The organism is Mesorhizobium oxytropidicola (assembly GCF_056174625.1).
In genome coordinates, this window is sequence record NZ_CM149692.1 from 7,080,131 (window position 1) to 7,101,057 (window position 20,927).

General features: G+C 62.7%; 21 protein-coding genes and 1 riboswitch. Of the genes, 6 read left to right on the forward strand and 15 right to left on the reverse strand.

Annotation, left to right across the window (positions count from 1 at the left end; genetic code table 11):
- Positions 1-28: 28 nt before the first annotated feature.
- Both AC0V8S_RS35050 and AC0V8S_RS35055 read right to left on the reverse strand, forming a co-directional pair.
- Complete coding sequence (locus AC0V8S_RS35050) at positions 29-802, reverse strand: ABC transporter substrate-binding protein (protein ID WP_183456188.1); 774 nt, start codon at positions 800-802, stop codon at positions 29-31.
- 99 nt (positions 803-901) lie between these two features.
- Positions 902-1,996, reverse strand: a complete 1,095-nt coding sequence (locus AC0V8S_RS35055) for a 2'-deoxycytidine 5'-triphosphate deaminase (RefSeq protein ID WP_475436199.1) — start codon at positions 1,994-1,996, stop codon at positions 902-904.
- A 98-nt stretch (positions 1,997-2,094) separates the two neighbouring features.
- Positions 2,095-2,172: riboswitch (SAM riboswitch) on the forward strand.
- A gap of 56 nt (positions 2,173-2,228) precedes the next feature.
- Between AC0V8S_RS35055 and AC0V8S_RS35060 the strand changes: the two genes are divergently transcribed.
- A complete protein-coding gene (locus AC0V8S_RS35060) occupies positions 2,229-3,416 on the forward strand; it encodes an O-succinylhomoserine sulfhydrylase (RefSeq protein ID WP_475436201.1) in 1,188 nt (395 codons plus the stop codon).
- Between the two features lie 21 nt (positions 3,417-3,437).
- On the opposite strand, the gene AC0V8S_RS35065 is transcribed toward AC0V8S_RS35060, so the two are convergent.
- Positions 3,438-3,665: a BrnA antitoxin family protein gene (locus AC0V8S_RS35065; protein ID WP_183456182.1), complete on the reverse strand. Its 228-nt coding sequence runs from the start codon at positions 3,663-3,665 to the stop codon at positions 3,438-3,440.
- Positions 3,666-3,968: 303 nt separating this feature from the next.
- The gene (locus AC0V8S_RS35070; protein ID WP_183456180.1) at positions 3,969-5,120 is read right to left on the reverse strand and encodes a ceramide glucosyltransferase; all 1,152 of its coding nucleotides are present in this window, start codon (positions 5,118-5,120) and stop codon (positions 3,969-3,971) included.
- A 221-nt stretch (positions 5,121-5,341) separates the two neighbouring features.
- Between AC0V8S_RS35070 and apaG the strand changes: the two genes are divergently transcribed.
- The gene (gene apaG, locus AC0V8S_RS35075) at positions 5,342-5,734 is read left to right on the forward strand and encodes a Co2+/Mg2+ efflux protein ApaG (protein WP_010913396.1); all 393 of its coding nucleotides are present in this window, start codon (positions 5,342-5,344) and stop codon (positions 5,732-5,734) included.
- A 180-nt stretch (positions 5,735-5,914) separates the two neighbouring features.
- Here the strand turns inward: apaG and AC0V8S_RS35080 are convergent, their stop codons facing one another.
- The 3 genes from AC0V8S_RS35080 to AC0V8S_RS35090 form a co-directional block, all read right to left on the reverse strand.
- Positions 5,915-6,946, reverse strand: coding sequence for an Hsp33 family molecular chaperone (locus tag AC0V8S_RS35080; protein ID WP_183456178.1), 1,032 nt, complete (start codon positions 6,944-6,946; stop codon positions 5,915-5,917).
- Between the two features lie 94 nt (positions 6,947-7,040).
- Positions 7,041-7,952 (reverse strand): ornithine carbamoyltransferase, encoded by a 912-nt coding sequence (argF, locus tag AC0V8S_RS35085; RefSeq protein ID WP_172234523.1) that lies wholly within the window; start codon positions 7,950-7,952, stop codon positions 7,041-7,043.
- A gap of 16 nt (positions 7,953-7,968) precedes the next feature.
- Positions 7,969-9,168 carry an acetylornithine transaminase gene (locus tag AC0V8S_RS35090; RefSeq protein ID WP_475436204.1) on the reverse strand — a complete coding sequence of 400 codons (1,200 nt, stop codon included), beginning with the start codon at positions 9,166-9,168 and terminating at the stop codon, positions 7,969-7,971.
- 355 nt (positions 9,169-9,523) lie between these two features.
- Here AC0V8S_RS35090 and AC0V8S_RS35095 point away from each other — a divergent pair, with 355 nt between their 5' ends.
- Positions 9,524-10,045 (forward strand): GcrA family cell cycle regulator, encoded by a 522-nt coding sequence (locus tag AC0V8S_RS35095; RefSeq protein WP_095198320.1) that lies wholly within the window; start codon positions 9,524-9,526, stop codon positions 10,043-10,045.
- A 182-nt stretch (positions 10,046-10,227) separates the two neighbouring features.
- Here the strand turns inward: AC0V8S_RS35095 and AC0V8S_RS35100 are convergent, their stop codons facing one another.
- The 3 genes from AC0V8S_RS35100 to AC0V8S_RS35110 all read right to left on the reverse strand — a co-directional run bounded on the left by AC0V8S_RS35100 (position 10,228) and on the right by AC0V8S_RS35110 (position 13,433).
- Positions 10,228-11,235, reverse strand: coding sequence for a magnesium and cobalt transport protein CorA (locus tag AC0V8S_RS35100; protein WP_475436207.1), 1,008 nt, complete (start codon positions 11,233-11,235; stop codon positions 10,228-10,230).
- A 93-nt stretch (positions 11,236-11,328) separates the two neighbouring features.
- Positions 11,329-12,054, reverse strand: coding sequence for a phosphate signaling complex protein PhoU (gene phoU / locus AC0V8S_RS35105; protein ID WP_475436209.1), 726 nt, complete (start codon positions 12,052-12,054; stop codon positions 11,329-11,331).
- A gap of 113 nt (positions 12,055-12,167) precedes the next feature.
- Positions 12,168-13,433 (reverse strand): ATP-binding protein, encoded by a 1,266-nt coding sequence (locus tag AC0V8S_RS35110; RefSeq protein ID WP_475436211.1) that lies wholly within the window; start codon positions 13,431-13,433, stop codon positions 12,168-12,170.
- Between the two features lie 113 nt (positions 13,434-13,546).
- Here AC0V8S_RS35110 and ppk2 point away from each other — a divergent pair, with 113 nt between their 5' ends.
- On the forward strand, positions 13,547-14,455 hold the full coding sequence (ppk2, locus tag AC0V8S_RS35115) for a polyphosphate kinase 2 (RefSeq protein WP_183456168.1): 909 nt from the start codon (positions 13,547-13,549) through the stop codon (positions 14,453-14,455).
- Between the two features lie 55 nt (positions 14,456-14,510).
- Here the strand turns inward: ppk2 and AC0V8S_RS35120 are convergent, their stop codons facing one another.
- From AC0V8S_RS35120 to AC0V8S_RS35130, 3 genes are all read right to left on the reverse strand, one after another.
- Positions 14,511-15,275: an enoyl-CoA hydratase-related protein gene (locus AC0V8S_RS35120; protein ID WP_183456166.1), complete on the reverse strand. Its 765-nt coding sequence runs from the start codon at positions 15,273-15,275 to the stop codon at positions 14,511-14,513.
- Complete coding sequence (locus AC0V8S_RS35125) at positions 15,272-15,910, reverse strand: acyl-homoserine-lactone synthase (protein WP_183456164.1); 639 nt, start codon at positions 15,908-15,910, stop codon at positions 15,272-15,274. The genes AC0V8S_RS35120 and AC0V8S_RS35125 overlap by 4 nt, the downstream gene beginning before the upstream one ends.
- 97 nt (positions 15,911-16,007) lie before the next feature.
- Positions 16,008-16,739 carry a helix-turn-helix transcriptional regulator gene (locus AC0V8S_RS35130; protein WP_183456162.1) on the reverse strand — a complete coding sequence of 244 codons (732 nt, stop codon included), beginning with the start codon at positions 16,737-16,739 and terminating at the stop codon, positions 16,008-16,010.
- A 260-nt stretch (positions 16,740-16,999) separates the two neighbouring features.
- On the opposite strand from AC0V8S_RS35130, the gene AC0V8S_RS35135 reads away from it, so the two are divergent.
- Positions 17,000-17,848, forward strand: a complete 849-nt coding sequence (locus AC0V8S_RS35135; RefSeq protein ID WP_475436215.1) for a transporter substrate-binding domain-containing protein — start codon at positions 17,000-17,002, stop codon at positions 17,846-17,848.
- 13 nt (positions 17,849-17,861) lie between these two features.
- Here the strand turns inward: AC0V8S_RS35135 and AC0V8S_RS35140 are convergent, their stop codons facing one another.
- Positions 17,862-18,275, reverse strand: coding sequence for a tellurite resistance TerB family protein (locus AC0V8S_RS35140; protein ID WP_475436217.1), 414 nt, complete (start codon positions 18,273-18,275; stop codon positions 17,862-17,864).
- A 173-nt stretch (positions 18,276-18,448) separates the two neighbouring features.
- Between AC0V8S_RS35140 and AC0V8S_RS35145 the strand changes: the two genes are divergently transcribed.
- Complete coding sequence (locus AC0V8S_RS35145; RefSeq protein ID WP_475436219.1) at positions 18,449-20,095, forward strand: lysine--tRNA ligase; 1,647 nt, start codon at positions 18,449-18,451, stop codon at positions 20,093-20,095.
- Here the strand turns inward: AC0V8S_RS35145 and AC0V8S_RS35150 are convergent.
- On the reverse strand, positions 20,061-20,918 hold the full coding sequence (locus AC0V8S_RS35150) for a thermonuclease family protein (protein WP_475436221.1): 858 nt from the start codon (positions 20,916-20,918) through the stop codon (positions 20,061-20,063). The genes AC0V8S_RS35145 and AC0V8S_RS35150 overlap by 35 nt on opposite strands.
- Positions 20,919-20,927: the final 9 nt, after the last annotated feature.

Genomic DNA, 20,927 nt, shown 5'->3' on the forward strand with positions numbered 1-20,927 from the left:
AAGGTAAGACGCGAGGCAGGCTTCAACCTCAATAAATATCGAAGTCGAAATACTTGGCCTGGATTTTCTTGTAGGTGCCGTCAGCGACGATCGCATCAATGGCCGCGTTGAGCTTGTCGCGCAGGGCGGTGTCGTCGAGGCGAACAGCGATGCCGGCTTGCGTCTCGGTACCCTTGACGTCGCCGATCAGCTTGCAGCAGCCGTCACTTGCCTTCTTCAGCCAGTCCACCAGCACGAACTTGTCCGAAATCACGGCATCAAGCCGGCCGTTGGTGAGGTCGGTGATCGCCTCTTCCTGGGTCGGGTAGAGCTTTGCCTCCGCACCCGCCTTGCCATAGGTGTTCTGGGCATAGTCGGCCTGCGTGGTCGAAGCCTGGGCACCGACCGTCTTGCCGGCAAGTGCCGCCGGGTCGGTCGAGGTCAGCTCGCTGTCCTTCGGCGCCACCAGAGCGAGCGGCGTGGTGTAGTATTTGTTGGTGAAGGCGACCTGCTTCTTGCGCTCTTCGGTGATGCTCATCGAGGCGATGATGGCATCGAATTTCTTGGCCTGCAGGGCGGGAATGATGCCGTCCCAGTCCTGGGTGACGATCTCGCACTCGACCTTCATCTGCGCGCACAGCGCATTGGCGATGTCGATATCGAAGCCGACAACCTTGCCGTCCGAGGTGATGGTGTTGAACGGCGGATAGGCGCCCTCGGTGCCGATTTTCAATTTCTCGGCGGCCTGCGCCGACAGAGAGCCGGCGGCCATCGCCAACATGGCAGCGCCTGCCGCCGACAGGATCCATTTTGAAATCTGCATTTTCTTGTTCCCCTTGAGCGCCGCATCGCTGCGACCGACAAGTCAGCCAAGCATGATGTGCCGGCACAGGCAAGTATTTTGCCTGGCGGCAGTCGAGGCTCAGCGCGCGGCGCGGAAATGCTTGGAGAGTTTCAGGCCCTGCGCCTGGTAGTTGGAGCCGAGATCGGTGCCGTAAAGCGCCTGCGGCCGCTTCAGCATGTGCTCGTAGACCAGCCGGCCGACGATCTGGCCATGGTCGAGGATGAACGGCACTTCGTGGCTGCGCACTTCGAGCACCGCCCGGCTGCCGGTGCCGCCTGACGCCGAGTGGCCGAAGCCCGGATCGAAGAAACCGGCATAGTGGACGCGGAATTCGCCGACCAGCGGATCGAAGGGCGTCATTTCGGCGGCGTAGAGCGGCGGCACATGCACCGCTTCCTGGCTGACGAGGATGTAGAATTCATCCGGATCGAGCACCAGTTCGCCGGCGCCGCTCTTGTGGATCGGTTCCCAGAAATCGACGACCTCCTGCGCCGCGCGCTTGTCGACATCGACGAGGCCGGTGTGATGCTTGCCGCGATAGCCGACCAGCCCGTCACTGTCGCCATTGAGATCGATCGACAGCGCAATGCCGCCGCCCGAAATATTCGGCGGTTCGGTGGCGACCAGCATTTGCGCGCGATGCAATTCATTGAGTTCGGCTTCCGAGAGCAGCGCGTTGCCGGTGCGGAAGCGGATCTGCGACAGGCGCGAGCCGGTGCGCACGACGATCGGGAAGGTGCGCGGGCTGACTTCCAGGTAGAGCGGACCGTTATAGCCGGCGGCGATCTTGTCGAACTCATGGCCACGGTCGGTCATCACACGGGTGAAGATGTCGAGCCGTCCGGTCGAGCTCTTCGGATTGGCGGAGGCGGAAATCTCCGCCGGCAATGCCAGGCTTTCGAGCAGCGGCACGATGTAGACACAGCCGGTCTCCAGCACCGCGCCTTCGGCCAAATTGATCTCGTGCAGCTTCAGCCTGTCGAGCTTTTCCGAAACCTTGTGGTTGGGACCCGGCAGGAAGGAGGCGCGCACCCGCCAGGCCTTGTCGCCGAGCCTGAGATCGAGGCTGGCCGGCTGGATCTGGTCGGTATCGAGCGCGCGCGGCGACTTCAGCGCACCGGACTGAAACAGCGCCGCAATGTCCTGATCGGGAAGAATGCCTGTCTGCCGCAAGGCTACGCTCCTAGAGGGCAGGCTTTTGGCGAAACCTGCTTGGTACAAACCTCTTAATGAAGCCGGCAATTGACGCAAGCGTGGTACGGGTCTAAAGGGTCGTTATCCGTGGTGATTTGGCCGGTCGGCTTGCAGCCACGTTAAACAAGTCGCTAAAGGACCGTTGGCCGCGAGGCCGTATGGACCGGTTGCGACTTTCGCGGCCGGTTTTTTTGTGTCTGGAACAAGAGCGATGAGCAGCAAGAAGCGCAACTGGAAGCCTCAGACAGCCCTCGTGCACAGCGGAACCTTGCGTTCCGGCTTCGGCGAGACCTCCGAGGCGATGTACCTGACGCAGGGCTATGTCTATCAAACGGCCCAGGCTGCCGAAGCCCGTTTCAAGGGTGAGGAACCCGGTTTCATCTATTCGCGCTACGCCAATCCGACCGTCGACATGTTCGAAAAGCGCATGTGCGCGCTGGAAGGTGCTGAGGACGCGCGCGCCACGGCATCGGGCATGGCGGCGGTGACGGCGGCCCTTCTGTGCAGCGTCAAGGCCGGTGACCACATCGTGGCGGCGCGCGCTTTGTTCGGCTCCTGCCGCTGGGTGGTCGAAACGTTGGCGCCGCGCTACGGCATCGAGGCGACGCTGGTCGACGGCACCGACATCGCCAACTGGGAAAAGGCGGTCAAGCCAAACACCAAGCTGTTCTTCCTGGAAAGCCCGACCAATCCGACATTGGAAGTGGTCGATATCGCCGCCGTCGCTTCGCTCGCCAACTCGATCGGCGCGCGGCTTGTCGTCGACAATGTCTTTGCCACGCCTTTGCAGCAGAAGCCGCTGCAGCTCGGCGCCCATATCGTCGTCTATTCAGCGACCAAGCACATTGATGGCCAGGGCCGTTGTCTTGGCGGCGTCATCCTGTCGGACAAGAAGTGGATCGACGAGAATTTGCACGACTATTTCCGCCACACCGGCCCCAGCCTGTCGCCCTTCAACGCCTGGACGCTGCTAAAGGGCCTGGAGACGCTGCCGCTGCGCGTGCGCCAGCAGACGGAGAGCGCCGGCAAGATCGCCGATTTCCTCGCAGAACAGCCGCAGATTGCCCGCGTCATCTATCCCGGCCGTGCCGACCATCCGCAGGCCGAGATCGTCAAGAAGCAGATGTCGGGCGGCTCGACACTGATCTGCCTCGACGTCAAGGGCGGCAAGCAGGCGGCCTTCGCGCTGCAGAACGCGCTCGACATCGTGCTGATCTCGAACAATCTTGGCGATGCCAAGAGCCTGATCACCCACCCGGCAACGACGACGCACAAGAATTTGAGCGACGAGGCGCGCGCCGAACTCGGCATCGGGCCTGGCACGCTCAGGCTGTCGGTCGGCCTGGAGGATACCGACGATCTGCTGGAAGATATCGCGCAGGCGCTGAAGGCCGGATAGCGGCAAGCGGCAGGCCGAGGGTTACAGACCCACCGCCTTGCGCAGCGCTTCGTTCATGCGCGTCTGCCAGCCGTCACCATCAGCCTTGAAGCGGTCGAGAACATCGGCATCTAGCCGCAACTGTATGGCACGCTTGGGCCGCGCAAGTGGTGGCCGGCCAACCTTGCGGCGCGAAACGACATCGGTCGGTTGTGCATCTGGATCGGCCTCGGCGGCAGCGATGATCGTAGCATCTTCTTCATCGGTCATCGCGGCGAGCGCCTTGCTGGCAAGCGCCAAAGCATCAGCACGTGACTGCTTTGGCGGGCTAGCCTCGCGGTGGACGATTGTCTTAGAGGTTTTCGACATAGTCCATTGGCGAAATCGAAGGATGGAGCGATCGCAAAATCCACGCCATGCTTGGCCTTGTTCGTCCTTGCCTTGTTTTCATCCCACTCGAACAGCATCGCCATCGGTGCGTTTCATAAATTATGTATACACAAAAATAGCGCCTAATCCAATAATTTTTGTATATACGATAACTTCTCCTAGAATCAAGCTGAGCCGTCGAGATCAGGCGCGCGACGGCGTCTCTTCCAGTTCCGCCGCCTTGGTGCCGATGGTCATCGCATTGCCGCGCCAGTCGACGGCGCCGCCGAGCCAGCCGCGTGCCCACATCGCCGGCAAGATCAGGTCGCGCGCCATGATTGCCGCGACCGAGCGTGGCGACAGGTGCCAACCCTTGGACCAGGCCAGGGCACACTCCGGAAGGTAGAAGGCCGCCAGCACGCCGATGGCCGTCAGCGGCAGGCTGAAGCCGGCGCCGGCAGCCGCAACCAGCGCAAGCGTCAGCGGCACCACCGCGCCAGTCAGGATCTCGGGCGCGAAGAACAGCGGGAAGGTGACGCGGCGCAGGCGCGCCCAGCGGGCCTGACGCGACCAGATCTCGCCAAGCCTGCGCCGGCCGAGCGGCTGCTCGAAGGGCGCGGCGACGAGATTGACGCGCAGGCCGAGGCCATTGACCAGCTTGGTCGCGGCCGCGTCTTCGGCGATTTCGGCGGCCAGCGCGCGAATGCCGCCATTGGCATCCAGCATCGGCTTGTTCCACAACATGCTCTTGCCCTGGGCAAAACCAAGACCAAGCGCCTCGCCGGCGTACTGCCAGCGCGCCTGCAGCGTGTTGAGGAAGGCGCATTCGACCTCGGCCCAGAAGCCCTGCGGCCGCGAACCGATCGGCGTCGAGCAGACAAGGCCGGTATCCGCCCGCCACGCCGCCATCAGATGCTGGATGTAGTCTCTCGGCATCAGCACGTTGGAATCGGCCAGGACGACCCAGTTGTGCCGTGCGGCTTCCCAGCCCTTGACGCAATTGTTGAGCTTGGGATTGGCGCTGACGCGGTCGTCACCGATCAACAGCCGGGCCGGCACTTTTGGAAAGCGGCCAATGGCGGCGCGGATCAACCTGACCACCGGATCGTCGGCATGGGCGACGCAGAAGATCAGCTCGTAGCGCGGCCAGTCGAGCGAGAAGGCGCGCTCCAGCGTCTCCTGCGTGAACGGTTCGACGCCGCGCGACGGCACGACAATCGACACCGGCGGCGATTTGCCGGCTGGCCGTGCGATGATCGTGCGCCGTTTCAGCTGTGAGGCGGCGAGCAGGATGCTGGCAGCGTTTGAAAGGATAAGAGCAGTCGAAAGCGATGCGGCTATGAGAGTGAGTTCCATCGAGATCTGGTCACTCCAGAAAAGACGGCCCGCATCGTGGCCGTTTTCAACAGTTCGACAGAGCGCCGAGTCGCCCGGTTCGTGCACACCATCATTGTCGTGTGTCACTTAAATGACATTCTTTGCCGGCACCTGCGTTTCAAAGTCAGGCGCGACAAGACGCGCACGTTGACCTGCTCGCCGGGAGCGCCGAAAGGTATCGGATTGTTTTGGAGCCGCTTATGTACCGCGCCGTCACGCGCAACATCGAAGTGCAGGTCAGGCCGTTCTACCTCGAGGACCGCTCGGATCCTTCCGAGAACCGCTATGTCTGGGGCTATCAGATAACGATCGACAACCAGTCGGACGAATTCGTGCAGCTTCTGTCGCGCTATTGGCACATCACCGACGGCGCCGGCCGGGTCGAGGAAGTGCGCGGCCCGGGCGTGGTCGGCGACCAGCCCGAGCTCAATCCCGGCGACAGCTACCAATATACGTCCGGCTGCCCACTCTCGACCCCGTCGGGCATCATGGTCGGGCACTACACGATGCGCAACAAACGCGGCGAGACTTTTGATATCGCCATCCCGGCGTTCTCGCTGGATCTGCCGGGGACAAGGCGGACGGTGAATTAGCGTCTTCTCCCCGTCACTATACGGGGAGAAATGCCCGGCAGGGCAATGAGGGGCGGCGTCGAGCCTTCCTGAGATATCGTCGAGGACGGGGTTTGCGCACGGCTATTCGCCGAAGTTAGCGCCGCCCCTCATCCGCCCTTCGGGCACCTTCTCCCCGTGAAACGGGGAGAAGGAAGGACTTTACTGTGCCGCGAATTCCGCCGGGTCGAAGTCGTACTGCGTCGAGCAGAATTCGCAGGCGACGTGGATGCCGCCATCCTCGGTGCTGTCCTTGATCTCTTGCGCGGAAAAACCCTCGAGGATGCCGCGGATCTTGTCCCTGGAGCATGAGCACTGGTCGGCGACGGGGGCGCCGCCGAAGACGCGCACGCCATGCTCGTGGAACAGGCGGTAGAGCAGCCGTTCGGCGCCGATAGTCGGGTCGATCAGTTCGGTCGGCTCGATGGTACCGAGCAGCGCCACCAGTTCCTGCCAGGAATTGTCGGCCGGTTCATGCGTCACGTCGCGCGGATCGCCGTCGCCGCCCGAAATGTCGGGCACGCGCATGCGCTCGGGTGACTGCGGCAGGAACTGCGCCAGAATGCCGCCCGCGCGCCACTGCTCACGCGCGCCGCCAACGCCGGGCGTCAAAAGCTTGGCCACCGAGAGCCTGATATCCGTCGGGATCTGTTCCGACTGGCGGAAATAAGTGCGCGCAGCGTCCTCCAGCGTTTCGCCGTCAAGCTGGACGATGCCCTGATAGCGCTGGGTGTGGGCGCCCTGGTCGATGGTCAGCGCCAGCACGCCGCTACCGAGCAGCGTCTGCTGGGATGTCTCGCCCGCAGCAACCAAAGCCTCGAGCCTATCGGCATCGAAGCGCGCATAGGCGCGCAGCGCCGACGGCGTCGAAAAATCCGCCACCAGCATGTCGACCGGCCCGTCGGTGCGGGTCTGCAGGATGAACTTGCCTTCGAACTTGAGCGAAGTGCCAAGCAACACCGTCAGCACACAGGCCTCCGCCAGCAGGCGGGCGACCGGCTCGGGATAGTCGTGGCGGCTGAGGATGGCGTCGAGCATCGGCCCGAGCTGGACCGTGCGGCCGCGCACGTCGAGCGGGCCGACCTCGAACGGCACAACATGATCGTCGCCGGCATAGCCGAACTCGCCGAGTTTGGGGTGATGTTCAGTCACTTGATGCGTTTCCAACATGACAAAGCTCCAGGGCGCGGCCATGCCGCCCCCTGGGTGCATGCGTCCAAACGCGCTTGATTTGCGTGATGCGGCGCAGATAGGCATCGCGCCCCCGCAGATCAAGCGCCCGGACACTTCAAGCCCCAAGACACCAGGCAAGCACCGCCTTCTGGGCATGGAGCCGGTTCTCGGCTTCGTCGAACACCACCGAATGCGGGCCGTCAATGACCTCGTCGGTCACTTCCTCGCCGCGATGCGCCGGCAGGCAATGCATGAACAGCGCGTCCGGCTTGGCATGCGCCATCAGCTTGGCATTGACCTGATAGGGCGAGAACACATTGTGGCCGCGGGCGCGGTGCTCCTGACCCATCGACACCCAGCAGTCGGTGACGATGCAGTCGGCCTGGTCGACGGCTTCCTCGGGCGAGCGGGTGAAGTGCAGCTTGCCGCCATGCGCCTTGGACCAGTCGATGTGCTTCTGCGCCGGCTCGCTGCCTTCGGGCACGGCGACGTTGAGGTTGAAGCGGAACCGCGCCGAGGCTTCGAGCAGCGAATGCAGCACATTGTTGCCATCGCCGGTCCAGGCGATGGTCTTGCCGGCTACCGGACCGCGATGCTCCTCGAAGGTCATGATGTCGGCCATCAGCTGGCACGGATGGGTATCGTCCGTCAGCCCGTTGATCACCGGCACCGTGGCATTCTCGGTCAGCTCCAGCAACCGCTCATGCGAGGTGGTGCGGATCATGATCGCGTCGACATAGCGCGACAGCACCTTGGCGGTGTCGGCAATGGTTTCCGAGCGGCCGAGCTGCATTTCGGTGCCGGTCAGCATGATGGTCTCGCCGCCGAGCTGGCGCATGCCGACGTCGAAGGAGACGCGTGTGCGCGTCGACGGCTTGTCGAAGATCATCGCCAGCACCTTGCCTTCGAGCGGCCTGGTGCGCTCACCGGCCTTGAGGCGCGCCTTTCGCACCACCGCGTCGTCCAGCATGAAGCGCAGGTCGCCCTCGGAAACAGTGGACAGATCGGTGAAATGGCGAACTGACATCAGCAATATTCCGGAATTACTTCGCGGCGGCCGCGGCGATGGCGTCCGCCAGGCCTTTGGCACCAGCGCGGATGCGGTTGAGCGCCTCGTGGATCTCGGCGTCGGTCACGGTGAGCGGCGGCAGCAGGCGGATGACATTGTCGCCGGCCGGAACCGCCAGCAAATGCTGGTCGCGCAGTGCCATGTTCACCTTGGTGTTGGGCATGGCGCATTTGAGGCCAAGCATCAGCCCGGTGCCCCTGATGTCTTCGACGACATCGGGAAACTCGTCGGCGATCGACGCCAGGCCTTGCTTCATCAGCAATGCCTTGCGCTGGACGTCTTCGAGGAAGCCGTCTTCCAGCACCACATCGAGCACGGCGTTGCCGACCGCCATGGCCAGCGGGTTGCCGCCGAAGGTGGTGCCGTGCACGCCCGACGTCATACCGACCACGGCTTCATCGGTGGCCAGGCACGCGCCCATGGGGAAGCCACCACCAATGCCCTTGGCGATCGCCATGATGTCGGGCGCCACGCCTGACCATTCATGCGCGAACAATTTGCCGGTGCGGCCGATGCCGCACTGGACCTCGTCGTAGATCAACAACAGACCGTGCTGGTCGCAAAGCTGCCGCAGCCGCTTCAACGACTGCGTCGGGACCGGGCGGATACCGCCCTCACCCTGCACCGGCTCGATCAGGATCGCGGCGGTTTCCTGCGTGATCGCCTTCTCGGCGGCATCGATGTCGTCGAAGCCTACCTGGTCGAAGCCTTCGACCTTGGGGCCGAAGCCTTCGAGGTATTTGTACTGCCCACCGGCCGCGATGGTGGCCAGCGTGCGGCCGTGGAAGGCGCCTTCGAAGGTGATGACGCGGAAGCGCTCGGGATGACCCTTGACGAAATGGTAGCGCCGCGCCGTCTTGATCGCGCATTCCAGCGCCTCGGCGCCGGAATTGGTGAAGAACACCTTGTCGGCGAAGGTGGCATCGGCCAGGCGCTCGCCAAGCCGGCTCTGCCCCGGAATCTCGTAGAGATTGGAGACGTGCCAGAGTTTTGCCGCCTGCTCGGTGAGAGCCGCGACCAGATGCGGATGGCTGTGGCCGAGCGAGTTGACCGCGATACCGCCGGCAAAATCGAGATATCGCTCGCCTTTGTCGGTAACCAGCCAAGTTCCTTCCCCGTGGTCGAAAGCCAGGGGAGCGCGAGCAAAGGTCTCGTAAAGCGCCGAACCGCTCATTATATGCGTCTCCGGTACCGGAAAATCAAAAAAGCCGCCAAAGCGGCGGCCTTGTGCGGCTTATCGTGTTTTTCGGCCATGAAGTCAACGAAAACGTCGCGTAGTGGCACGCGATAAGCCCCCTAACTCGACGCCGGCTCATGAGCGACCGGGCAAGTTGGGGAAAACCGAAAAAACCGATTCGTGTTGCACTTGGAACTCTGTCACCGAGTCAGCGCATAAGGTAATTGTAGTCGAGAAATAACTAGATTTCGTGCGGCGGACCTAATCACCAGATATATGTGGTGTCTGCCCAGCAAGGTTGCTGGGTCGGGAAGGGATTCCGATTGCGCACGCTTAGCAGGAGCGCGGTCTCATGAACTGGACTGACGAGCGGGTCGAACTTCTCAGGAAACTGTGGTCGGAGGGTCTGAGCGCAAGCCAGATTGCTGCCCAGCTTGGAGGGGTGAGCCGCAATGCCGTCATCGGCAAGGTGCACCGGCTGAAGCTGTCGGGCCGCGGCCGCGCAACGGCAACGCCTGCACGCCAGAAGAAGACGGCACAGGGATCGACCGTTCAGAAATCGGTGGCGCGCGCCGCAAGCACGGCACGCCACGTCACGACATCGATCGGTGCGACGGCTCTTCAGACGCAGTTCGACGCCGAACCGGTGACACGCCATCATTACATCCGCCCGGTCGAGAACGTCGTGGTGCCGATTTCGAGGCATCTGCAGCTCGTCGAGCTGACCGAGCGGACCTGCAAATGGCCGAACGGCGATCCGCTGTCGGAAGACTTCAACTTCTGCGGCAACGAAGCCGCCGAGACCGGTCCTTACTGCAAGTATCACGCCCGCGTGGCGTTCCAGCCGGCGGCGGAGCGGAGGCGCAATCGCTGAATAGCGAATAGCGAATAGCGAATAGCGAATAGCGAATAGCGAATAGCGAATAGCGAATAGCGAATAGCGAATAGCGAATAGCGAATAGCGAATAGCGAATAGCGAATAGGAACGGCTTGGCTTCTGTGACTGGGAGCAAGCCGTTTTTTGTTGCTATTGGCTACTCCCTATTCGCTTTCTTTTCACAGCCACCCATTCTTGCGGAACCGCCAGTAGAGAAACGAGCAGATCGCCGCGATGGTGGCCAGCACGATCGGGTAGCCATATTCCATCTTCAGTTCCGGCATGTCGGTGAAGTTCATGCCGTAGATGCCGGCGAATGCCGTCGGCACGGCCAGAATGGCGGCCCAGGAGGCGAGTTTCTTCGAGATCGCCGTTTCCTGGCTCTGACCGACCAGAAGGCTGGCCTCGAACGCGAACGCCAGCACCTCGCGCAGACTGTCGATCTTTTCCTGGACGGTGCGGATGTGGTCGGTCACATCGCGAAACAGCGGATGCATGGCTGAATGGATCTGCGGCAGCTCGGCGCTGGTCAGCCGGCGGCAGACTTCCACCAGCGGAAGCGCCGCATTGCGCAGACGCAGGAGATCGCGGCGCAGCATGTAGAGTCGCTCGATGTCGGGACCGGTCATTGGCTTCAAAAGCACCCTGTCCTCGATCGCCTCGACCTCGTCCTCGATCTGCTCGAGCACGGGCATGTAGTTGTCGACGATGAAATCGAGAATGGCATAGAGGACGAAATCCTCGCCCTTGGCCAGCGAATGCGGGCAGCTTTCCCAGTGCTGACGCACGGCGGCGTAGGAGGTCGAGGGGCCATGCCTGACGCTGACGATGTAGCCCGAGCCGACGAACAGATGCGTCTCGCCAAAAGTGACGCGGCCCTCGATCAGCTGCGCGGTGCGGGCGACGATGAACAGCGCGTCGCCATATTGCTCGATCTTCGGCCGCTGGTGCGGATGCTCGGCATCCTCGATCGCAAGCTCATGCAGATGGAATTGCGCCTTGACGCGCAGCAGGAGGTCACGGTCAGGTTCCAGCAGCCCGATCCAGACAACGTGACCCGATTTCTTGGCCCATTCGCCGGCTTCCTCGATCGGAATGTCGGCAATGCGCCTCCCGGCCGTGTAGACACTGGACGCGATGATGCCTGATGTCGGCGCCGCGGGTTTGAACTCTCGAACATATTCCATCGCAGCCTCCTGAAAGCAGGACCTTTAAGGCCTGAGAAGCTTAACGCCGGGATAGTTTAGCGCAATATGATCTAGCGTTCGAGAGGACGAACGTTATTTCGCCGGGAGCGTCGCCGACACGCTGATCTTGTCCGTCTTGTCGCCTTTCGGCCGCTCGGCCGGCATCTGGTCGCCGGTGACGATGTAATAGATGGTCTCGGCGATGTTGGTGGCATGATCGCCGATGCGCTCGATGTTTTTGGCGCAGAACAGCAGATGCGTGCAGGGCGTGATGTTGCGCGGATCTTCCATCATGTAGGTCAGCAATTCGCGAAACAGCGAGGTGTACATGGCATCGATCTGGTCATCGCGGTCGCGCACGAAGCCGATCTTGTCGACCGAGCGCGACGCATAGACGTCGAGCACTTCCTTGAGCTGGGTCAGCGCCAGATTGGCCAGGGCCTCCAGGCCACGAAACAGGCTGGTCGACTGGCGGCCGTCGGTGACGGCGACCACGCGCTTGGCGACGTTCTTGCCGAGGTCGCCGACCCGTTCGAGGTCGGCGGAAATGCGGATGGCGCCGACGATCTCGCGCAGGTCCGTCGCCATCGGCTGGCGCTTGGCGATGATGATGATCGCCTTGTCGTCGATCTCGCGCTGCCCTTCGTCGAGCACAGCGTCGTCGCGGATGACCTTCTCTGCCAGTCCCGGATCGGCATTGACGAGAGCGGCGACCGCCTGCTCGACCATACGCTCGGCATGGCCGCCCATCGCGGCGATGCGCTTCGACAGATACTTCAGCTCCTCGTCAAAGGCGCTCATGATGTGCACGGACTGCATGGACGAAATGCCTTCCCACGGGTTCTTGATCTTGAGTCGTTTCCTCGAATCCCCGCTGATACGCTAGCCGGATGACAGAAAAAGAAACGGTCCCGGGGAAAACTAGGGCGTTATCAGTGCGTCGGCAAATGAACCGAGAAGGCGGCACCCTTGCCGACCTCGGACCAGATCGTCAGCCTGGCATTGTGACGCGTCAGGATGTGCTTGACGATCGACAGGCCGAGGCCGGTGCCTTTCTGGGTCCGGCTGGTCTCGACATCGATGCGATAGAAGCGCTCGGTGATGCGCGGAATGTGCTCTTCGGGAATGCCGGGGCCGAAATCTCTGATCGTCACATCGATGCCGGGTTCGGAACCGTCCTCGCCGTGCGCGATCGTCACTAGAACGCGGCCGCCCGGCTGGCCGTATTTGCAGGCGTTTTCCAGCAGATTCTCGAAAACCTGGAACAGCTCGTCGCGATCGCCCGGCACATTAAGGGGCCCTTTGGCGAAATCCCGCTCGATGGTAACGCTGTTTTCGCGGGCAAGCGGGGCCAGCGAGTCGATGACGCTGTCGACGGTCTGGCGCAGATCGACCTCGGTTCCGGGCTTCAGATAGGGCTTCATCTCGAGCCGAGACAGCGACAGGAGATCATCGATCAGGCGCGCCATGCGGCCGGTCTGGTTCTGCATGATCTGCAGGAATTGCTCGCGCGCCGCCGGATCGTTGCGGGCCGGTCCGCGCAGCGTTTCGATGAAACCGGCGATCGAAGCGAGCGGAGTGCGCAATTCGTGGCTGGCATTGGCGATGAAGTCGGCGCGCATGCGGTCGATGCGGCGCGCCTCGCTCTGGTCCTTGAACACCAGCACATAGAGGTCGGTACCATGCCCGACCGAGGACGCGCTGACCCGGTAGGCCCGCTCGACCGGCAGCTTCTCGGTATAGTCGACGACATCCGAGGCGATCGTGCCCGACAGCACGCTGTCAAGCAGGGTCTGCATTTCCGGCGCCCGGAATTTCAGCGGCAGCGACAGGCCCGGTGCGATGCCGCCGAAAGCGGCAAAGGCGGCGGCGTTGGCATGGACGATGGTGGCGGAGCGGTCGAAGATGATGAGCGGGTCGGCGACGGCCGCTGCCAGATATTCGCCCGACAGGCGCTGCAGGCCGATCGCCTCGATCGCAGAAGCGCCCTCGGCGGATTGGCGCAGGCCGGCGGCCGGAAGCAGCGCCGCTGCAAACAACAGGAGCAGCGCCGACACCAGCGCGTAAGCGGAAATACCCGCGAAGGCAAAGGTGATCAGGATACCGACAACGCCAGCGACGAGCAACCAGCGACTGTTCCACAGCCGGATGGCCATGGCTTGCGCCACACTTGCCTGCTCTGCGCTTTGCTCAGCCATCGGCGCGTCCTATAGCCCTCTCTGGCGCTGTCCGGCCGTATGGCAACTTCCTGCTAGACCGGCATGGAGGCTCCCAATAGCATGAGTCCGTAAGCTGGAAAGGGTTCGTCTCGATGAAAAAAGCCAAGGAAAATCCCGCAACACCGACATCAGGTCCGCTGAAGATCAAAATCGACGGCAAGGAACGGGAGTTCGACATCGAGAATCCCGAGCTTCCCGACTGGGTCGAGGACAACAAGCTGACCGCAGGCGACTACCCCTACGACAAGAAAATGAAGACCGACGAGTATGATGAGACGCTTGAGAAATTGCAGATCGAGCTGGTCAAGGCGCAGGCGTGGCTGCAGGCGAGCGGCAAGCGGGTGATGGCGTTGTTCGAGGGCCGCGACGCCGCCGGCAAGGGCGGCACGATCTTCGTGCTGCGCCAGTACCTCAATCCGCGCACGGCGCGCAACGTGGCGCTGACCAAGCCGACCCCGACCGAACAGGCGCAATGGTACTATCAGCGCTATGTCGACCATTTCCCGACATCGGGCGAATTCGTCACCTTCGACCGCTCCTGGTACAACCGCGCGGGCGTCGAGCCGGTGATGGGTTTCTGCACGCCCGAGCAGCATGAGAAATTTCTCGACGAGACGCCGCATTTCGAACGGATGATCGTCAACGACGACATCCACTTCTTCAAATTCTGGCTGAACATCGGCCAGGAGACGCAGCTCGAGCGCTTTCACGATCGCCGCTACAGCCCGCTGAAGGCCTGGAAGTTCTCGCCGATCGATGTCGCCGGCATCACCAAATGGGACGATTACACCAAGGCGCGCGACACCATGTTCGAGCGCACCCACAAGGAGTTCGCGCCATGGATCATCGTGCGGGCCAATGACAAGCGCCGCGCGCGGCTGGCGGTGATGCGGCGCATCCTGCTGTCGCTGCCCTATGACGGCCGCGATCTCGATATCGTCGGCAAGGAAGACAAGAAGATCATCGGCGAAGGACCGTCATTCCTCGGCAAGCAAGGCTAACGTTTACTGCGCCGCGCGGCCACCGGCCTGCGCGGCGCAGATTCTTCCGGATCGTTCAGGCTGCCAGCCTGGCAATCCGCTGCAATCGCCGCAGCGTGGTGTCGTCCTGCAGCGCCTGCTGGAACAGCGATATCTCCTGGTCGATGCGGTCGCACAGCGCGCCGGTGTTTCCCTTGAGCAGGCCACGGGTCTGCAGCAGGGCGGCAACCGGCTTCTTGGCGAGCTGCCTGGCGCGGCCGAGCGTCGCCTCCTCGACGCCGTCATGCACGATCTCGGCGACGAGGCCGAGCGCCCTGGCGTCCTCGGCGCGAAGCGTGTCGCCGAGGCAGAAGAAGCGGAAGGCGCCGGCATAGCCGAGCTTCTGCGGCGCCAGGATGCTGGTCGCCGCGTCCGGCACAAGGCCGAAATCGACGAACGGCACCCGGAACGTGCTTTCATTCGAGGCGATCACCATGTCGCAGTGGAACAGGATGGTGCAGCCGACGCCAACGGCATCGCCATCGACGCAGGCGAGGATGGGCTTGGGGAACGTCGCCAGCGTGCGGAACATGTCGGTGACGGCTGCGATCAGCTTCTGATGCTTGGTGGCGTCGAGGAATTCGGAAAAGTCGCCGCCAAGGCAGAAACAGCCTGCCAGGCCACGCAGCACGACGACACGCACTTCATCGTTGTCAGCGGCTTCATGGAACGTCCTGGCAAGGCTTTCATAGGCCCTTCTGTCGAGCACCGGCCGGCCGTCATTCGACGACACGGTGACGATCAGCGTGTGGTTGCGCAGTTCCGGCTGCGGGTGCGGATTCACCGCCGTTTCCAACCTCATGACGCCCTCCTTTGACCGAACATGTCGGGGTATCCCCTGGCCAGAACCGGAGCATGATGATTGCGACGCGAACGCACCACATCCAGCGTGTGCTCGTTGAAGGAGAGCAGCGTCGCCACGACCTGCTGATTGCCGTAGGTGCGCTGATAGCCCAGCGGCGTCGCCAGGAAATGCAGCTGCAAGGCGCGCAACACCCACATCGGCTCGAACTCGATGATCACCTTGTCGACGCCGCGCTTCAGCCCCCACTCGACGAAGCCGGCGATCAATTCGGTGCCAACGGTCGAAACGCCGCGACGGCCATCGCGGAAACCGGCAGCCACCGCATAGCGGGTCAATTCCCAGATGTTGGGACCCGATGGCGGCGTTCCTTCGGAAAGGTCGGCCAAAACATCGGTCAGCAGATGGGGCCGCGTGGTCGGCAACATCCTTTGATAACCCGCGACTTCGTTGCCTCTGATGACGATCTGATGCACTGCCTCGTCATGGTCGAACTGGTCGACCTCGAATCCGTCCGGGCGCCGCAGGTCCTCCCACCCCATCTCCTCGACAAATATCTGGTAGCGCAGACGATGGACGGCCTCCCAAAGGTCGGGGCGTTCCATCAATTCTTGAGTTGTAAGACAAAAAAGCATGCCGTCGTCTCCTGGGTTTAAGAGGAAGATACGGCCGTGCTTCAACGAGAAAATTGCGTGATCACGTAGGCAAGAATTCTAGATCGGCACGGCCGATCTAGCTAATGTAGCCGCGCCTTATCGCTTCTGCGACGGCCTGGACCCGGTTGACGGCACCGAGTTTGCTTTTGGCGTTAAGAAGATGTTTCTCCGACGTGTGTTCGGAGATGCCGAGGATTTGCGAAATCTCCCATTCCGACTTGCCAACGGCGGCCCATTGCAGGCATTCACGCTCGCGCGGCGTCAGTTCGATATGGTCGATGGTCTTGCCGGCCATGGTGTGGAGTTGCATGGCGCGGCCAACGGCATAGGTCGAGACCAGCGACACCAGGCCGAACTCGGCCGCCGACAACTGCACGGCCTCGCCACCCAGCGACACCATGACAATCTGGCCATCGAGCGTGATCAGCGGGAAGGCCAGCCCGTCGCGCAGCTTGAAAGCGCCGGCATCGCCCATCACTTCGCCGCTGCTCTTGTCGATGCGAATGCCCTGGGCGGCTTCGCGCCACTGGAACGGCGCCTGCAACTGCTTCATATGGCTGACCACCGGATCGTGGTCGACATAGTTGCGCGCCACGTAGCGCTCCAGCCATTCGACAGGCCAGTCGCAAAGCAGCACATGCTGCTTTTGCTGCCCGGTCGGCGTGCCCGGCTGCGGAACGGTTCCGGCCATCAGCGCCGTCAGACCGAAATCCGACGTTATGCCCAACAGCTTCTCGCAAACCGCCGCCGCCGTTCCGGCGTGCTGCAGTTGGTCTATGTATTCCAGCGTGCGATCGAACTGACCCATCGCAACATCAACCCCATGTTGCCTTATGCATTGAGATCAATGGTCCATGCATTGTCCGCACTTTGCCACCGACCGCGGATTGCAACGCGCTCATTTCCGGTTGTGGTTCTCGACCCTGGTCCCCCAACCAGAGCAGCCACCGCTGTTTGCAAACGCGCTAAAGCATACCCTGAAATCGGCGCGTTGAAATCAAAAACCATTGTGCCTGTACCATTTTCGTACCAAAACCTGTGCGAATACGAGTGTGGCGGAGTTCTATCGTGGCGTTCCAATGGAGGTCCCTGGTGCTGGCGTCGCTGATCGCGGCGCTGCCATTGGCTTCTGGGGTGCGCGCGGCTGAGCCGCAGGTGCCAGTGTTGTGGGACGCCAAGGAACGGCTGCCGAAGCCCGACCTTTCGGCGTTGCCACGGCTGCGATTCCTGACGACCACGGATTTTCCACCCTTCAATTTCCTCGATGGCGCGGGAAAGCTGTCCGGTTTCCACATCGACCTGGCACGCGCCATCTGCGCTGAACTCGGCATTGTCGACAAATGCCAGATCCAGGCATTGCCCTGGGGCGAGCTCGAAGGCGCGCTCGAGAAAGGCGAAGGCGAAGCCATCATTGCCGGCATCGCCGCGACGCCGCAATCGCGCCAGACATACGCTTTCTCGCGCTCCTATCTGCAGTTTCCGGCGCGCTTCATCATGCCGAAGACCAAGGCGTTTGCGGAACCGATTTTCGACAAGCTGCGCAGCAAGCGCGTCGGCGTGCTCGCCGGCTCGGCGCATGAGCGCATGCTGCGCGACTATTTCAACACGGTCCAAATCGTTTCCTTCGACGTGCCGGAAGCCCTCTACCGCGATCTCAAGGCGGGCAAGATCGACGCCGCCTTCGGTGACGGCATGCGCTTCGCCTTCTGGCTGGGCGGCTCGGATGCGGCCGGCTGCTGCCGCTTTGCCGGCGGCCCCTATCTGGCGCCGGAATATCTCGGCACCGGCATGGCCATCGCCACACGGGCGGACAACCCGGCGCTTGCCGCCGCGATCGACTACGCGCTGCAGGAGATTTCGATGAAAGGCACCTTCGCCGAATTCTATCTGCGCTACTTTCCGGTCAGCTTTTTCTAGGGGCTGTCGATATTCAGGTCAGCGTGCGAAGCCGCGCCTTGGCCGCGCGGCCGATGGCGGCAACGGTCAGCGTGTCGAGATCGAGCTGGCGGCGGATCAGCTGCAGCACCCGGACTTCTTCCAGGCGCATTTCGAGATCGACGGCGGCCACTTCGAAGGCGGCGGCATAGGCTGTGTCGCGCAGGCGCTCCGGCAGGGCTTCGGCAACCTGCGCCAGCACACCCTCCAGGCCATCCTTTTCATGCAACAGCCTCTGACAAGCCTGGGCGACGGAAACCAGCCGGTCCTGCTTGAAATCCTCGAACACCGGCCACGAACGGACAACCTCGCCGATCCTGGCCAGTTCGACATCGGTCATGTCGCGATCGGAGGCCGAGGTGATGACCATCAGATAGATCAGGGCTTCATGCGGGGTCGGCGACGGCATTCTCTGCTCCTTGGACGGGCTTCGAAGGTAGGTAGGCGCCAGCAGCGTCGCAAGGAAAAAGCGCCCCACGCGTTGACGCTCCGGCCATGCGCGCCTAGAGGACCGGTTGAAAATCGACACTGCGGCCATACCAGCGAACAATCTGGCCGGCGAATAATTTGGAAAACAGGACCATGGCGGGATCAAACATCCTCGATCTCAACCCCGAACTGCTGGCGGCCGCGACCGAGAGCAAAGCGTGGCCGTTCGAGGAAGCCAAAAAGATCATCGAGCGCTACAAGGGCAGCGACTTTCCCGAGACGATCCTGTTCGAGACCGGCTATGGCCCGTCCGGCCTGCCGCATATCGGCACGTTCGGCGAGGTGGCGCGCACCTCGATGGTGCGCCACGCGTTCCGCGTGCTGACGCAGGATAAGGTCGCTACCAAGCTGCTGTGCTTTTCCGACGACATGGACGGCATGCGCAAGATACCCGACAACGTGCCGGATCGCGCAGCACTCGAGCCGCATCTGCACAAGCCGCTGTCATCGGTGCCCAATCCGTTCGGCGGCGACTATGCGAGCTTTGCCGACCATAACAACGCGATGCTCTGCCGCTTCCTCGACACGTTCGGCTTCGACTACGAATTCGCCAGCGCGACGCAGTATTACAAGTCAGGCCGTTTCGACGCGATGCTGCTCACCGCCGCCGAGCGCTATGACAAGATCATGGCAGTGATGCTGCCGACGCTCGGGGCCGAGCGGCAGGCGACCTACAGCCCGTTCCTGCCGATTTCGCCGAAGAGCGGCCGCGTGCTTTACGTGCCGATGAAGCATGTCGATGCCAAGGCCGGCACCATCACCTTCGACGATGAAGGCACCGAGACCACGCTTTCGATCACCGGCGGCCGGGTGAAGCTGCAGTGGAAGCCGGATTTCGGCATGCGCTGGGCAGCACTTGGCGTCGATTTCGAGATGTTCGGCAAGGACCATCAGACCAATGCCGTGGTCTATGACCGCATCTGCAACATATTGGGCGGACGCGCGCCCGAGCATTTCGTCTACGAGCTGTTCCTCGACGAAAACGGCCAGAAGATCTCGAAGTCGAAGGGCAACGGCCTGACCATCGACGAGTGGCTGACCTATGCGCCGACCGAGAGCCTCGGGCTCTACATGTACCAGCGGCCAAGGCAGGCGAAGAAGCTCTATTTCGACGTCATTCCGAGGGCCGTGGACGAGTACTATACCTTCCTCGCCGCCTACCCCCGGCAAGACTGGAAGGAACGGCTAGGCAATCCGGTCTGGCACATGCATGACGGCAACCCGCCGGCAATCGACATGCCGGTGCCGTTCTCGCTGCTGCTCAACCTGGTCAGCGCCTCCAATGCGCAGAACAAGGATGTGCTGTGGGGCTTCATCTCGCGCCACGCCACCAATGTGACGCCGAAGACGCACCCGGAGCTCGACCAGCTGGTCGGCCATGCGATCCGCTATTTCGACGATTTCGTGCGGCCGACGAAGACCTTCCGCCCGGCCGACGAGGTCGAGCGCGAAGCGCTGCAGGCCCTGGACGCGGCGCTTGGCACGCTGCCGGCAGACGCCGGCGGCGAGGCGATCCAGAACGCTTCGCTCAACGTGGCGCGCAAGATCGAACGCTATCAGGATCATTCCAAGCAGAGCCCGGAGGGCGGCCCGGGCGTGTCGGGCGCTTTCTTCCAGATGATCTACCAGGTGCTCATCGGCCAGGAACGCGGCCCGCGCTTCGGCTCGTTCGCCGCGCTCTACGGCGTCGCCGAGACCCGCGCGCTCATTCAGCAGGCGCTGGCTGGTCAGCTGGTTTGAGGGCGCCGTCAACCTCTTCCAGGATCGAGCCCGGCGCCTGAGGCGCCTGGGCGGGCGCGGCGGGCTCCGCCGGCATGCCGGCCAGGTTCGGCGCCGATCCGAAAATGCCCTTCTTCGCGCTTTGTGCCTTTTCGCCGGCCTCGACATAGGGGCCGCCTTTGGCGGCGCGTGCCCAGCCATTGTCGACCAGCCACTGACCGACATCCTGCTTGCCGATCCGGCACTCCGCCGCGATCCGGTCGCGTCCGCCTTCGGGCGGCACGGTGCAGACCACGGCGCGGCCGCGCAGGAAGGCACGGAACGCCGTGCGCGCACGTATGCCGCACGGCCAGGACTTGCCGTCCGTGGTGCAGGTCTCGTCCTGAGGCACGACATCAATGCCGGAAATCGCGACCGAATAGCCTTTCGCCTCGATCAGGCCGGCGGCCGTCGCGACCGGCTGGAACAGCTTCGTGCCATTCCAGTCATCGGGCATCTTCGGCTTGGGCGGCACGGCGAGCGCCAGCTTGCTCAGCGGCTCGCGCGGCTCGACCCGCTCGAGTTCGCCGGCAGGCAGTTCCGGCGGCGCGACGACATCCGGATCGATCGCCCGCGAATGCACCGCAGGCTTCGGTGGCTGCGGAGCGGGCGCGGGAATGGCCGACGTGGCCGGCTCTTCAGATCCGGCATCGGTGCCTGCTTGCGAGATCGTGTCAGCGCCGGGATCGATCTGATCGATCGCAACAGTGCTTTGGCTTCCTTTCAGCGTGCGGCCGCCGGCGACGACCAGGGCGGCCATCACCGGAACCATCACAACCGCCATGACAAGGTGAGGAAACCGCACCAGCCCGAC

What these genes read in the sequence shown, in the direction of transcription:
- AC0V8S_RS35050 (WP_183456188.1), bottom strand. Translation starts at nt 802, where the DNA reads ATGCAGATTTCAAAATGGATCCTGTCGGCGGCAGGCGCTGCCATGTTG.
- AC0V8S_RS35060 (WP_475436201.1), top strand. Translation starts at nt 2,229, where the DNA reads ATGAGCAGCAAGAAGCGCAACTGGAAGCCTCAGACAGCCCTCGTGCAC.
- AC0V8S_RS35065 (WP_183456182.1), bottom strand. Translation starts at nt 3,665, where the DNA reads ATGACCGATGAAGAAGATGCTACGATCATCGCTGCCGCCGAGGCCGAT.
- AC0V8S_RS35070 (WP_183456180.1), bottom strand. Translation starts at nt 5,120, where the DNA reads ATGGAACTCACTCTCATAGCCGCATCGCTTTCGACTGCTCTTATCCTT.
- apaG (WP_010913396.1), top strand. Translation starts at nt 5,342, where the DNA reads ATGTACCGCGCCGTCACGCGCAACATCGAAGTGCAGGTCAGGCCGTTC.
- AC0V8S_RS35080 (WP_183456178.1), bottom strand. Translation starts at nt 6,946, where the DNA reads ATGGCCGCGCCCTGGAGCTTTGTCATGTTGGAAACGCATCAAGTGACT.
- argF (WP_172234523.1), bottom strand. Translation starts at nt 7,952, where the DNA reads ATGTCAGTTCGCCATTTCACCGATCTGTCCACTGTTTCCGAGGGCGAC.
- AC0V8S_RS35090 (WP_475436204.1), bottom strand. Translation starts at nt 9,168, where the DNA reads ATGAGCGGTTCGGCGCTTTACGAGACCTTTGCTCGCGCTCCCCTGGCT.
- AC0V8S_RS35095 (WP_095198320.1), top strand. Translation starts at nt 9,524, where the DNA reads ATGAACTGGACTGACGAGCGGGTCGAACTTCTCAGGAAACTGTGGTCG.
- AC0V8S_RS35100 (WP_475436207.1), bottom strand. Translation starts at nt 11,235, where the DNA reads ATGGAATATGTTCGAGAGTTCAAACCCGCGGCGCCGACATCAGGCATC.
- phoU (WP_475436209.1), bottom strand. Translation starts at nt 12,054, where the DNA reads ATGCAGTCCGTGCACATCATGAGCGCCTTTGACGAGGAGCTGAAGTAT.
- AC0V8S_RS35110 (WP_475436211.1), bottom strand. Translation starts at nt 13,433, where the DNA reads ATGGCTGAGCAAAGCGCAGAGCAGGCAAGTGTGGCGCAAGCCATGGCC.
- ppk2 (WP_183456168.1), top strand. Translation starts at nt 13,547, where the DNA reads ATGAAAAAAGCCAAGGAAAATCCCGCAACACCGACATCAGGTCCGCTG.
- AC0V8S_RS35120 (WP_183456166.1), bottom strand. Translation starts at nt 15,275, where the DNA reads ATGAGGTTGGAAACGGCGGTGAATCCGCACCCGCAGCCGGAACTGCGC.
- AC0V8S_RS35125 (WP_183456164.1), bottom strand. Translation starts at nt 15,910, where the DNA reads ATGCTTTTTTGTCTTACAACTCAAGAATTGATGGAACGCCCCGACCTT.
- AC0V8S_RS35130 (WP_183456162.1), bottom strand. Translation starts at nt 16,739, where the DNA reads ATGGGTCAGTTCGATCGCACGCTGGAATACATAGACCAACTGCAGCAC.
- AC0V8S_RS35140 (WP_475436217.1), bottom strand. Translation starts at nt 18,275, where the DNA reads ATGCCGTCGCCGACCCCGCATGAAGCCCTGATCTATCTGATGGTCATC.
- AC0V8S_RS35145 (WP_475436219.1), top strand. Translation starts at nt 18,449, where the DNA reads ATGGCGGGATCAAACATCCTCGATCTCAACCCCGAACTGCTGGCGGCC.